The sequence below is a fragment of the Arthrobacter sp. NQ7 genome (assembly GCF_029581595.2).
Lineage (GTDB): Bacteria > Actinomycetota > Actinomycetes > Actinomycetales > Micrococcaceae > Arthrobacter > Arthrobacter phenanthrenivorans_B.
The window spans coordinates 1-12,736 of the sequence record NZ_JARFXU020000011.1; the positions used below are offsets into that span (position 1 = coordinate 1).

A 12,736-nucleotide genomic window follows, 5' to 3' on the forward strand; every position below is an offset into this window, starting at 1 on the left:
TGGTCTTCATCGACTCACCCCTGACCATGCTCGTCACCGCCATCGCCTCCATCCTCATGGTCGCCGGCTGGTACGCCTGCCGCCACCGCATCCGCGAAATCGCCGAAACCCGCGACGGCTACACCGGGACAGCGCCCGTCATCGCCAACCGGACCCCCATCTCCTGACTCCGCCCCTCCACCAACGTCGAGCTGAAGAAAGATCATGACACCAGAGCCGCAACCCATCCTGACCGAAACCCAGCCCCAGCCCGCGCCCGCCGCTAACGCGCCGGCGCTCAACCCGCACCACCCGGAGACGCCGGACCACGGGCACCCGACCCTGAAGTCCGCCGGGCACGTCATCGTGGATTCGCTCGTAGCCCACGGCGTGGAACGCACGTATGTGGTTCCCGGCGAGAGCTTCCTCGACGTGCTGGACGGCCTGCACAATTCCGACATCGAAACCATCGTCTGCAGGCACGAAGGCGGGGCCGCCTACATGGCGGAGGCGGACGGCAAGATGCAACAGCGCCCGGGCATCGCGATGGTCACCAGGGGTCCCGGCGCCGCAAACGCGCACGTGGGCCTCCACACGGCCTGGCAGGATTCCACCCCCATGCTGCTCTTCGTGGGGCTCATCCCGTTCGCCCACCGGGACCGGGAGGCCTTCCAGGAATTCGACATCAAATCCTGGTTCGACACTGGCGCCAAGCGGGTCATGGTCCTCGACCATGCCGAGCGGGCTTCCGAAATCGTGGCAGAAGCCATGTTTGCCGCCATGAGCGGACGGCCGGGTCCGGTGGTGGTGGGCCTGCCGGAGGACATCATCCGGCAGCAGATCAGCCCGGCGCTGCACCCTCCCATTCCCGTGGCGGCGGGTGGCATGAACGGCGCGGATTCAGCGGCGCTGCAGGCCGCGCTGGCTGAATCCAGCAAGCCGCTCTTTGTCACCGGCGGCAATGACTGGACCCCAGAGGCTGCCCGGAGGCTCACCGCGTGGCTGGAGCGGCACAACATTCCTGCTGCTGCCGAATGGCGGACGCAGGGAACAGTTCCCTTCGATTCGCCCTCCTACGTGGGGCCTATCGGTTATGGCCGGCCGCGCCCCACCTATGACCTGCTGGAAGAGACCGACCTCCTGGTGTTCGTGGGGACAGTGCCCGGGGATGTGATCACCGACGGGTTCGTCTGCCGCCAGGACTGGAGCAAGAAGAACTTCCTGGTCACGGTGGACCCGTCGCTGCGCGGCCGCTCCGGTCCTGTATCCCGGCAGATCCTGGCCAAACCGGACGCGTTCGTCCGCGACCTCGAGAACATCGGGCTGCCGGTCAAGGAAGAGTGGAAAGCGTGGACGGCGAAGATGCGGGCCGAACAGGAGGACTTCGCGGCGCTGCCCCCGGCCACGCCCGGCCCGGGCAAGGCGAGGATGGACACCCTGATGGCCAACCTGGTGCCCCGGCTGCCCGCGGACGCCATGGTGACGTTCGGGGCCGGTGAGCACACCAACTGGGCCCACCGGTATTTCCCCACCCGCCGCTACGCGTCCATGATCAGTGCCCGCAACGGCTCCATGGGCTATTCCGTGCCGTCCGCCATCGCCGCATCGCTCGCAGAACCACGACGGCGCGTGGTCACCATTGCGGGCGACGGTGAGTTCCTCATGAACGGGCAGGAGTTGGCCACTGCTGCCCAGTACGGCGCCACTCCCCTGGTGGTGGTCATGGACAACCAGGAGTATGGCACCATCCGGACGCACCAGGAGCGGCACTACCCGCAGCGGGTGTCCGGCACGCAGCTGAAGAACCCTGATTTTGCGTTGATGGCCAGGGCCTTCGGCGGCTTCGGCATCACCGTCACCGCGGACTGGGAGGTGCCCGCCGCCCTGGACGCCGCGCTGGCGGCGATCGACCGGGACGGCATGTTCGCGCTGATCCACCTCGTCGTGGAACAGCGCGTCAAGGCGTACTAGCGCACCGGGAAGGCCGGCATGCGGGTGCCGGCCTTCCCTGGTGGCTGATCCGCTACAGCCGGTCCGTGCGGTCCTCGCCGCCCTTGTGGCTGGACCCGCGCAGGTTCTCCTGGACTTTCCCGAACAGGTCCTTGATGGTGGACTCAGCGTTGGTAATGACGTCCACGGGAACGAAGACCTCGTGCGTCACCGGCAGGTCGTATTCATCCTTCAGGTGCGTGCCGTTCCCCACCCCCGTCAGGGACAGGTAGACCATGGCCTCTGTCCGCGCGATTCCGGCAAGCTTTCCGAACACGACGGTGAACTCATTCGGCTGGAAGCTGATGGTCTGGCCGATGTGGCTGCGGCCCAGTTCCCCGGCGGGAACGGCCTTTTCCGACTGGCTTCCGGTGTAGTCCATGAACTTCTCCTTCGATCGCCAACACGTACGCAGGCAGTCTAACCCTGCCCTTCCACGCCGTCACGGGCCGTTGCTGGAGGCCTGCACAAAGGCGTCCACGCGACGGTGGCCATTCCTCTATTGAGCCGCGCCCCAGCCCGACTGTTTGATGGCATCACAGGGCGGCAACGGCCGCCCTGCCACCCCGTGCAAAGGAACAACCGTGACTTCAATGACGAGCCGCGTAAAAAGCCCCGTCCGCTGGGACGCCGTCGAACCCGGCGACACCGTGGACCTGAAGAGGAATGGCCGCACCGCGTACAGCGGCGTGGTGGATACCAGGACCGACGACGGCGACGTTGTATGGGTGACCGCGCCGTCCGGAGGCCGCCGCCTGTTCCATATCGCCGATGGCTACGACCTGGCGGAGGTGCCGGCGTGATGGAGTGCCCGGAGGATTGCCACTACTGCAGCGGCCCGGAGACGGACTGACCGGACGCCGGCACCTGGATGCGCGGACCGGCCTGCGGGCACCCTGGTGCCGGCCGGATCATCACGATCCGGGCATCAAATTGCCGCCGCGGCAGGCAGCATCGTTGACGCGGGCAACCGGTACAGCGAAGGTGGTGCCATGAGGTCTCAGAAAATGTCCCCGGGGTTTGCCATGACGACGGCGGCCGCAGCGGCAGCGCTGCTGCTCACCGCGTGCGGTCCAACCCAGCCGCAGTCCCAAACCACCACGTCTCCCGCCACCGGGCAGGCCAGCCAGTCCCCCTCGTCGTCGGCATCCACGCCACCGGCTTCGCCGGCCCCGGCCACGTCAACGCCTGCCATGTCGGAATCCCCTGCGCCCGGAACCACCGCCGGCGCTCCCGGCCTCTGCAAGGCGGCAGGGCTCACGGCGGCAACCGACGCTTCCGGTGGAGGCGCTGCAGGCAGTGTGTATATGAAGTTGAACCTCACCAACAAGGGTTCCGAGCCCTGCATCCTGCGGGGTTTCCCTGGCGTCTCGCTGGTGGCCGACGCTGCAGGCGCCCCGATCGGTGCGGCCGCCACCCGGGACGAGTCAGCCGCCGTCGTCGACGTCCTGCTCGCTCCCGGCCAGACCGGCACCGCGGTGCTGCGATACACGCAGGCCGGCAACTACATGGACTGCTCGCCCGTGGATGCTGCCGGATACCGGATCTACCCGCCGGAGGACACCGACTCGCTGTTCCTTCCGCAGCCCACCAGGGCCTGCAGCAACGCCAACATCACCCTGCTCAGCATCGGGGCGTTCCAGCCCGCCTGACGGCGGGTACCCCGGCGAACACCATCTGTCCCTGGACACACCCGGCTCCTGGACAAAGCCATGTTACGGAACGGCCGAAGGCGGCCCGGCAATCAAGCCGGGCCGCCTTCAGTACTGTGGTGCCGCCGTCGGGCCTTCTTTCCTGGGTGCCGGCGGCGGGATGTTGGGCTACCTCGTTGCCGTGGTGGTACGTCCGGCGGCCGCCGTGCCGCGGGACAAGGCAACGCCCAGGCCGATCATGGCGACGCCGAGGATGAAGTGCAGCCAGTTGTCGGCAGTGTTGACCGGGACAAAATTGGCTCCGCTGTCCTGGCCGATGAGCAGGCCGTAGAGCCACAGCACAAGGTAGATGGCGCCGCCCACCACCAGGTAGTTCTTCGACGCAGCCGCGCTGCGCGCCATGGCGACACCGGCGATGCCGAACAGCAGGTGGACGATGTTGTGCAGTATGGACACCTGGAAAACGCCCAGGAGCAGGGCACCGGAGCCGTGCCCCGCGAATCCGAGGGATTCGTAGTTGGAGGTGATACCCGGAATGAACCCGAGGATTCCTACCAGGAGGAAGACCGCGCCCACGGCGAGGGTGGCTTTTTGGATAGTGGTCCGGCCTACAGTGCGACCGCCGGAATTCATGGTTGTCATGATTTCTCCTGCTTGTGTCGTTGTGCGTTTCTGGCTGCCGGGCGATGCGTGACCGATAGTGCCTGACCGTAGACTTAAACCCCGACATGGTAAGTATACTTATCAAATCCGCCGCGGATAGCAGGGGTCCATAACAGACCCATCACAAAACGGCCCCCAAAAGGGCCTTGGACCGGAGGCAGGTTGGACTGGCATGGCGTCGATTTGGCTGGACCGCAGGGATTCCTTCACATCTGATCCCTTTGAACCCGACTCCAGGTACGACGCGGTGGTGGCGGGTGCAGGCCTGACCGGCCTGGTCACCGCACTGCTGCTGGCGAGGTCGGGCCAACGCGTGCTGGTGCTGGAAGCGCGCTATCCGGGCGCCGTCACCACGGGCAATACCACCGCGAAGGTCACCCTGCTGCAGGGGACGTTCCTGTCCCAGCTCGCCCGGCAGTATTCGCAGAAACAGGTGCAGGCCTACGTGGACGGGAACCGCGAAGGCCAGGCCTGGCTGCTGCGCTATCTGGCGGAACAGGGCGTGCCGTTCCAGCGCCGCGACGCCTACACCTATGCCGCTTCCGCCCAAGGCACCGAGAAACTGCGGGAAGAAGTCAAAGCCGCGGGAACTGCGGGCCTGGACGTGGACTATGTGCGCGACGCCGGCCTGCCGTTTCCTGTCCACGGCGCTGTCCGCCTGCGGGACCAGGCCCAGATCAACCCGATGGACGTCCTCGATGCGCTGGTGGCCGACATCCGCAGCCGTGGCGGACGCATCGTCGGCGACGTCCGGCTCCAGGATGTCACCGGAGGCACCCCCTCTGCCGTTCGGACCAACCGGGGCAGCGTCAGGGCGGACAAGGTGGTCCTGGCCACCGGCGTCCCGGTCCTTGACCGCGGCCTGTATTTCGCCAAACTCAAACCCAGCCGGTCCTATGCGGCGGCGCTGGAACTGCAGGATGACCAGGCCCCGCCTCCGGGCGTGTACATCTCTGTTGAGCAGCCCACCCATTCCCTCCGTGACTACCAGCTGGATGGACGGAGCCTGCTGCTGGTGGGCGGGCACGGCCACCACGTGGGCCGGACCGGCTCTGAAAAGGCACACCTTGCCGGCCTGCTGGACTGGACCCGGCAGCACTACCCCGGGGCAGCCACCACGCACACCTGGTCGGCCCAGGACTACATGCCCACCAACCTCATGCCGTTCTTCGGCAAGCTCCCCCGCGGCCGGGGCCGGATCTACTTCGGCACCGGCTACAACAAATGGGGAATGACCAACGCCGTCGCCGCCGCCCTGGGCATCTCGGCAGACATCCTGGGCGGCCAGATCCCGTGGGCTGACACCATCCACCACCGCGTCACGTCGCCGGCCGGCGCCTTGTCCGCCGTGGCGCTCAACGCGGGGGTGGCCGCGAGGATGGCCACCGACTGGGGACGGGTGGGCGCCGGGGGCCGGAAGATTGACGGACTCAGGCGGAGGACGGGCAGTTCCCCTGTTCCCGGGCAACCTGCCCCAAGGCAGCCTGCTCCGGCGCAGCCCGCTCCGGCGGGCGCTGCTCCTGCGGGCGCTGTTCCGGTGGGAGCCCCCGTTGAAGGCCAGGGCCGGGTCTACCGCGAGGGAAACCGGCCGGTGGCGGTGTCCACGGTGGGCGGAACCACCTGCCGGCTGTCGGCGGTCTGTACCCACTTGGGCGGCATCCTGCATTGGAACGACAACGACATGACGTGGGACTGTCCGCTGCACGGCTCCCGGTTCAGCAATGAGGGCAAACTGCTCGAGGGCCCGGCAACCAAGGACCTGCCGAAGGCCGGAACTGCCTAGGCGGGCGCCGGGCCGGGATTGGCTGTCGGTGCTGTGGGGCATGATGGAGGCATGAACCAGGAACAGCGTTCAGCCGGCCGCGGCGCTTCCGGCAAGGCCGCACCCATGGGCCAATTCAGCCGGCCCACGCGCGACTGGTTCCTGGGCGCCTTCACGGAGCCCACACCGGCCCAGGCCGGGGCGTGGAATGCCATCTCCTCCGGCTCCCATGCCCTGGTGGTCGCACCCACCGGGTCCGGCAAGACCCTCGCGGCCTTCCTTTGGGCCCTGGACCGGCTGCTGGACCACGCCTCCCGGGCCCCCGAAGCAACGGAGGCCCAAGCGCCGGTGAAAGGCAAACGGGCCCGGGCCCCCAAGCGGAAGACCCGCGTCCTCTACATCTCGCCGCTGAAGGCCCTGGGCGTGGACGTGGAACGGAACCTGCGCGCCCCCTTGATCGGCATCACCCAGACCGCCAAGCGGCTGGGCCTTCCCGCGCCGCTGATCACGGTGGGGGTGCGGTCCGGGGACACCCCCGCCGCGGACCGGCGCACACTTTTGACCAACCCGCCGGACATCCTTATCACCACTCCCGAGTCGCTGTTCCTGATGCTCACCTCCCGGGCCCGCGAAACACTCACCGAGGTGGACACCATCATCATCGACGAGGTCCACGCGGTGGCCGGAACCAAACGCGGAGCGCACCTGGCCGTCTCCCTCGAACGGCTGGACGCGCTGCTGCCCAAACCTGCCCAGCGCATCGGACTGTCCGCCACCGTGGAGCCCCGGGAGCTGGTGGCCCAGTTCCTGGCCGGTTCGGCTCCCGTGGAAATCGTTGCCCCGCCCGCGAAGAAGAACTGGGACCTTACGGTCTCCGTACCGGTGGAGGACATGTCGGACCTGCAGGGCGCCGCCGGGGCGTTCGATTCCGGTCCGGCATCCGGACTGCAGCCGCAGGCGTCCATCTGGCCCCACGTGGAGGAAAAGATCGTGGACCTGGTGCTGGCCAACCAGTCCACGATTGTCTTCGCCAACTCCCGCCGCCTTGCGGAACGGCTTACAGCCCGGCTCAACGAGATCTACGCCGAACGCCAGCTGATCGCGGTCGGCGGCGGCTGGGACGAGCCCGCCGCGGGAGGGCTGGAAGCGGCGGCCGCCTCCGGAAAGGGGGCGCCGCCGTCGGCCGTTCCCGCGTCAACCGCAACTCCCGCGCACATGATGGCGCAGGCCGGCAGCTCGGCCGGGGCCGACCCCGTGCTGGCCCGCGCCCACCACGGGTCCGTTTCCAAAGACCAGCGGGTACTCATCGAGGACGACCTCAAATCAGGGCGGCTGCGGTGCGTGGTGGCCACGTCCTCCCTGGAACTGGGCATCGACATGGGCGCCGTGGACCTGGTGGTGCAGGTGGAGTCGCCCCCGTCGGTGGCCAGCGGCCTGCAGCGCGTGGGCCGCGCCGGGCACCAGGTGGGGGAAATCTCCCAGGGCGTCCTTTTCCCCAAGCACCGGGCAGACCTGGTGCATACGGCCATCACCGTGGAACGGATGCTGGACGGCAAGATCGAACGCCTCAGCATCCCGGCCAATCCCCTGGACATCCTGGCCCAGCAGACAGTCGCGGCCACCGCTTTGGGCAGCATCGACGTGGAGGAATGGTTCAGCACAGTCCGGCGCTCCGCGCCCTTCGCTTCACTCCCCCGGTCAGCGTTCGAAGCCACGCTGGACCTGCTCGCCGGACGGTACCCGTCGGACGAGTTCGCCGAGCTCCGGCCGAGGATCATCTGGGACCGCAACGCCGGCACCATTGAAGGCCGGCCCGGGGCCCAGCGCCTGGCGGTCACCTCCGGCGGCACCATCCCGGACCGCGGCCTGTTCGGCGTCTATATCATCGGCACCGAGCAGGAAGGTGCAGCATCCCCCGCCGAGGACGGCAAGCCTGCGCGCGCGCCCAAGGGCGGCCGCCGCGTGGGCGAGCTCGACGAGGAGATGGTGTACGAGTCCCGCGTGGGCGACGTCTTTGCCCTGGGCGCCACCAGCTGGAAGATCGAGGACATCACGCACGACCGTGTCCTGGTTTCCCCTGCCTTCGGCCAGCCCGGCAAGCTGCCGTTCTGGAAGGGCGATTCGCTGGGGCGGCCGGTGGACCTGGGCCGGGCGCTGGGCGCGTTTGTCCGGGAGCTGTCCGCGTCCGACGTTGGCCCGGCTACCGAGCGCTGCAAAGCCAGCGGCCTGGATGACTATGCCGCCAACAACCTCATCCAGTACCTGGGCGAGCAGAAGCAGGCCACCGAGGTGGTCCCGAGCGACACCACCCTGGTGGTCGAGCGGTTCCACGACGAACTGGGCGACTGGCGCGTCATCCTGCACAGCCCGTTCGGCATGCCGGTGCACGCCCCCTGGGCCCTCGCCGTCGGGCAGCGTCTCCACCAGCGCTACGGGCTGGACGGCTCCGCCATGGCGGCCGACGACGGCATCGTGCTGCGGGTGCCCATGATGGAGGACGAACCACCCGGCGCAGAGCTGTTCCTCTTCGATCCCGAAGAACTCGAGCAGATCGTCACCGCCGAGGTGGGTGGCAGCGCCCTGTTCGCGTCGCGGTTCCGTGAGTGCGCCGCCCGCGCGCTGCTGCTGCCCCGCCAGACCCCCGGCAAGCGCCAGCCGCTGTGGCAGCAGCGCCAGCGGTCGGCCCAGCTGCTGGACGTGGCCAGGAAGTACCCGACGTTTCCCATCGTGCTGGAAACGGTGCGCGAATGCCTGCAGGACGTCTACGACCTGCCGGCACTGAAGGACATCGCCGCTTCGGTGGAACGGCGTGAGCTGCGCATCGTGCAGACCACTACGCAGCAGCCTTCCCCCTTCGCCAAGTCCCTGCTGTTCGGCTATGTGGCCCAGTTCCTTTACGAGGGCGATTCGCCGCTGGCGGAGCGGCGGGCCGCCGCCCTGGCGCTGGACTCCACCCTCCTGAACGAGCTGCTGGGCCGGGTGGAGCTGCGCGAACTCCTCGATGCCAAGGTCATCGAGGCCACCGAACGCGAACTGCAGCGGCTCGCCCCGGACCGGCGAGCGCGGGGCATGGAAGGGGTGGCCGACCTGCTGCGGCTGCTCGGCCCGCTGACGGCGGAGGAAGCCGCGGACCGGCTGCAGGGCACTGCACCGGCAGGGGAAGCCGTCCAGATGCCCGAGCCCGCTGAAACTCCGCCCGTTGAAGCGGCCGCAACAGTGCCCGAGGCGGCGGCCCACCTCGCAGCCCTCCAACGCGCCAACCGCGCCATCAAGGTCAACATCGGCGGAGTGGAACGCTTCGCCGCCGTGGAAGATGCCGCCCGCCTGCGTGATGCCATCGGCGTGCCGCTGCCCATGGGTGTTCCGTTGGCGTTCATCGAACCGGTCGCCGACCCCCTGGGCGACCTCGTCTCCCGGTACGCGCGGACCCACGGACCCTTCACCGCGGCCGAAGCCGCCGGGCGGCTTGGCCTCGGCGTCGCCGTCGTGGGCACCGCCTTGAAACGCCTCGCGGCGGACGGGCGCGTGGTGGAAGGTGAGTTCCGTCCCCACGTCACCCCGCCGGAAGCACCGCCGCAGGAAGCCGGGCCAGGGGCCGGACCGGATGACGCCGAACCGGATGATGCCGAACCGGGCGGGAGTGCCCAGGCTGATGTCGGCGCGGGGCCGGCAGCAGGCGCCCCGGTGGCCGATGTTCCGCATACCATTGCCAGCGAATGGTGCGACGCCGACGTGCTGCGCAAGCTCCGGCGCCGTTCGCTGGCCGCCCTACGGGCGGAAGTGGAACCGGTGGACGCCGCCGCCTACGGACGCTTCCTGCCGGCGTGGCAACACGTCAGGACTCCGGGAGGCGGCCGCGGCCAGCCCACCCTGCGCGGACTGGACGGCATCATCACTGCCATCGACCAGCTCTCCGGGGTGCCGGTGCCCGCCTCGGCATGGGAGCCGCTGGTGCTGGCCACCCGGGTCTCCAATTACCAGCCCGCCATGCTCGACGAACTCATGGCAGCCGGCGAGGTCCTGTGGTCCGGGGCCGGCGCGCTGCCCGGAAACGACGGCTGGATCAGCCTCCACCTGGCGGACTCCGCGGAACTGACCTTGAATCCGGCGCCCGATTTCGAGCCGGGGGACGCCAGCCGACGGCTGCTGGACCATCTGCGGAACAACGGCGGCGGCTACTTCTTCCGGCAATTGACCGACGTGGCCGGCGGCATGGACGCTGTCCTGAGCGACCAGGAAGTGGCCACCGCACTCTGGGACCTCGCGTGGGCCGGCAGGATCACCGGTGACACCTTCGCCCCGGTGCGGGCGCTGATCGCCGGCGGCCACACCGCCCACCGGCAAGTGGCGCGCGCCCCGCGGGCCAGGGCACCGCGGCTCAGCCGGCTGGGCCGGTCCCACGGCACGGGATTGATGGGCTCTCCTGGATTGGGCGGGGGCCGGTATGGGGCACAGGCCGCAAGCACGCCGCCCAGTGCCGCGGGCCGCTGGTCAGCCCTTCCTGAGCCCGAACTGGATGCCACCATCCATGCCCGGGCCACCGCCGAGCTGCTGCTGGACCGGTACGGCGTGGTGACCAGGGGCTCCGTCATGGCGGAACAGATCCTGGGCGGCTTCGGGCTGATGTACAAGGTACTGGCCCGGCTCGAGGCGGCGGGCCGCTGCCGCCGCGGCTACTTCATCGAGCACCTTGGCGCCGCCCAGTTCGCCGTTCCCGCCACCGTGGACAGGCTCCGTTCCTACTCCGAGGACACACAACTGGCCAAGGCCGAGCCGGTCGCCCTGGCACTCGCCGCTACCGATCCCGCCAACCCTTACGGTGCGGCGCTCCCCTGGCCCGCCGTGCAGGACGACGCCGGCACCGGCCACCGCCCAGGCCGGAAGGCGGGTGCACTGGTTGTCCTGGTGGACGGCGCACTGGTCCTGTACGTCGAGCGCGGCGGAAAGACCCTCCTTGCGTTCAGCGATGACCAGGCCATCTTGGCGGCCGCGGCTGCCGCACTGGTGGGCGTGGTGACCCGGGGAGCCGTGGACAAGCTGATCATGGAGAAAGTGAATGGACATGGCATCCTGGACACCCCCGTTGCCGCCGCGCTCAGCGCCGCCGGCGCCTATTCCACCCCGAAGGGATTGAGGATCCGTGCCTGAGGGTGATTCCGTCTGGCGCGCCGCCCACCAGTTGCACGAAGCCCTGGCCGGACAGACGTTGCTGGCCTCCGACTTCCGCGTGCCGCGGTTCGCCACCCTGAACCTGGCCGGCTGGACGGTTGCCGAAGTCATTCCCAGGGGCAAGCACCTGCTGATGCGCGTGGTCAGCCCGGAGGACAAGAGGCTGACCATCCACTCACACCTGAAGATGGAGGGCACCTGGCAGGTGTATCCGCCCGGCGGCCGGTGGCGCAAGCCCGGTTATACCGCCCGCTGCGTGCTGCGGACCGCCGCCGCCGATGCGGTCGGATTCTCGCTGGGCATCGTGGAAGTGGTGGCCACCGCCAACGAGGACTCGATCGTGGGGTTCCTCGGTCCGGATCTCCTGGGCCCGGACTGGGACCTGGACGAGGCCGAACGCCGCATCCGCTCCCGCCCCGAGGTCCCCGTGGGCGTGGCGCTGCTGGACCAGCGGAACCTGGCGGGCATCGGCAATATTTACCGGTGCGAAGCATGCTTCCTCTCCGGGGTGCATCCTGCCACACCTGTTTCCGCTGTACCGGATGTCCGCACCATGATGACCGACGCCAAGCAGCTCCTGGAGGTGAACCTCGGCCCCGGCCGCCGCGTCACCATCCTCAACGCCCGGGGCATGCCCGTGGGCAGGATGGCGGGCAGGCCCGGCTACTGGGTGTACGGGCGGGAACGCCAGCCCTGCCTCAAATGCGGCACACCCCTCCAGCGCGGACTTTTGGGCAAACCGAACGGTGAAGAGGAGCGCGACATCTACTTCTGTCCCACATGCCAGCCGGCCCCTGCCTGAAACGCGGGTCCTGCCTGAAACGCGGATCCTGAAAAGCACCGGCATGGCCGGACATCAACAGGTGGCGGACATCAACAGGTGGCGGGAGCGGCGTTATTGGCGGTCTTCGGAACGGCAGCCGGAACCGTAAAGCGTGGCAGCAGCACGTGGACCAGGGGGCCGATGGCCAAGGCATAGACCACCGTGCCCACACCCACCGATCCTCCGAGCAGCCAACCGACAGCCAGCACGGTCACTTCGATCAGCGTGCGCGACAACCGGACGGACCAGCCGGTGCGCCGCGCCAGACCGGTCATCAGGCCGTCCCGGGCCCCGGGACCGAAACGCGCGCCGATGTAGCAGGCGGAGGCGATGCCGTTCAACACTATGGCCCCGGCCAGGAGCCCGAACTGGCCGGCGATCTGGGACACGGCCGGGATCAGGGCCAGCCCAATGTCCGCGAAGACCCCCACCAGCACAGCGTTGCAGAGGGTCCCGAAACCGGGCCACTGCCGGAGCGGAATCCACAGCAGCAGGACCAGGAAGCTCACGATGATGACCACCACGCCGATGCTAAGGCCGGTCCGGTTGGCGAGTCCCTGGTGGAACACGTCCCACGGGTCCAGGCCAAGCCCGGCCCGGATGAACATGGCCAGGGAGATGCCGTACATGGCAAGGCCAAGAAAGAGCTGGAGGAGTCTGCGGGTCATCATGCAACCAACCTTTCCATGCAACTGGCAT

At 68.6% G+C, this 12,736-nt stretch carries 10 protein-coding genes; 6 read left to right on the plus strand and 4 right to left on the minus strand.

Going from position 1 to position 12,736, the window contains the following annotated elements:
* The first annotated feature begins 204 nt into the window (after window positions 1-204).
* Window positions 205-1,950 carry a thiamine pyrophosphate-dependent enzyme gene (locus PUN71_RS12680; RefSeq protein ID WP_277798711.1) on the plus strand — a complete coding sequence of 582 codons (1,746 nt, stop codon included), beginning with the start codon at window positions 205-207 and terminating at the stop codon, window positions 1,948-1,950.
* Window positions 1,951-2,002: 52 nt separating this feature from the next.
* On the opposite strand, the gene PUN71_RS12685 is transcribed toward PUN71_RS12680, so the two are convergent.
* Window positions 2,003-2,350: a hypothetical protein gene (locus PUN71_RS12685; protein ID WP_043449048.1), complete on the minus strand. Its 348-nt coding sequence runs from the start codon at window positions 2,348-2,350 to the stop codon at window positions 2,003-2,005.
* Window positions 2,351-2,561: 211 nt separating this feature from the next.
* Between PUN71_RS12685 and PUN71_RS12690 the strand changes: the two genes are divergently transcribed.
* The gene (locus PUN71_RS12690) at window positions 2,562-2,771 is read left to right on the plus strand and encodes a hypothetical protein (RefSeq protein ID WP_277798810.1); all 210 of its coding nucleotides are present in this window, start codon (window positions 2,562-2,564) and stop codon (window positions 2,769-2,771) included.
* A 197-nt stretch (window positions 2,772-2,968) separates the two neighbouring features.
* Here PUN71_RS12690 and PUN71_RS23085 read toward each other — a convergent pair whose 3' ends face one another.
* Complete coding sequence (locus tag PUN71_RS23085; protein WP_346421894.1) at window positions 2,969-3,163, minus strand: hypothetical protein; 195 nt, start codon at window positions 3,161-3,163, stop codon at window positions 2,969-2,971.
* Between PUN71_RS23085 and PUN71_RS12695 the strand changes: the two genes are divergently transcribed.
* Window positions 3,162-3,620 carry a DUF4232 domain-containing protein gene (locus PUN71_RS12695; protein ID WP_082006926.1) on the plus strand — a complete coding sequence of 153 codons (459 nt, stop codon included), beginning with the start codon at window positions 3,162-3,164 and terminating at the stop codon, window positions 3,618-3,620. The two genes, PUN71_RS23085 and PUN71_RS12695, sit on opposite strands and share 2 nt — an antisense overlap.
* A 168-nt stretch (window positions 3,621-3,788) precedes the next feature.
* Here the strand turns inward: PUN71_RS12695 and PUN71_RS12700 are convergent, their stop codons facing one another.
* Window positions 3,789-4,262 carry a DUF4383 domain-containing protein gene (locus PUN71_RS12700; RefSeq protein ID WP_277798712.1) on the minus strand — a complete coding sequence of 158 codons (474 nt, stop codon included), beginning with the start codon at window positions 4,260-4,262 and terminating at the stop codon, window positions 3,789-3,791.
* 193 nt (window positions 4,263-4,455) lie between these two features.
* Between PUN71_RS12700 and PUN71_RS12705 the strand changes: the two genes are divergently transcribed.
* Genes PUN71_RS12705 through PUN71_RS12715 form a run of 3 tightly spaced genes read left to right on the plus strand, consistent with a single transcriptional unit; the run spans window position 4,456 to window position 12,016 of the window.
* Complete coding sequence (locus tag PUN71_RS12705; RefSeq protein WP_277798713.1) at window positions 4,456-6,066, plus strand: FAD-dependent oxidoreductase; 1,611 nt, start codon at window positions 4,456-4,458, stop codon at window positions 6,064-6,066.
* A gap of 51 nt (window positions 6,067-6,117) precedes the next feature.
* Window positions 6,118-11,193 (plus strand): ATP-dependent helicase, encoded by a 5,076-nt coding sequence (locus tag PUN71_RS12710; protein ID WP_277798714.1) that lies wholly within the window; start codon window positions 6,118-6,120, stop codon window positions 11,191-11,193.
* Window positions 11,186-12,016: an Fpg/Nei family DNA glycosylase gene (locus PUN71_RS12715; RefSeq protein ID WP_277798715.1), complete on the plus strand. Its 831-nt coding sequence runs from the start codon at window positions 11,186-11,188 to the stop codon at window positions 12,014-12,016. The genes PUN71_RS12710 and PUN71_RS12715 overlap by 8 nt, the downstream gene beginning before the upstream one ends.
* Before the next feature lie 71 nt (window positions 12,017-12,087).
* Here the strand turns inward: PUN71_RS12715 and yczE are convergent, their stop codons facing one another.
* The gene (gene yczE, locus PUN71_RS12720) at window positions 12,088-12,708 is read right to left on the minus strand and encodes a membrane protein YczE (protein WP_277798716.1); all 621 of its coding nucleotides are present in this window, start codon (window positions 12,706-12,708) and stop codon (window positions 12,088-12,090) included.
* Between the last annotated feature and the right edge of the window lie 28 nt (window positions 12,709-12,736).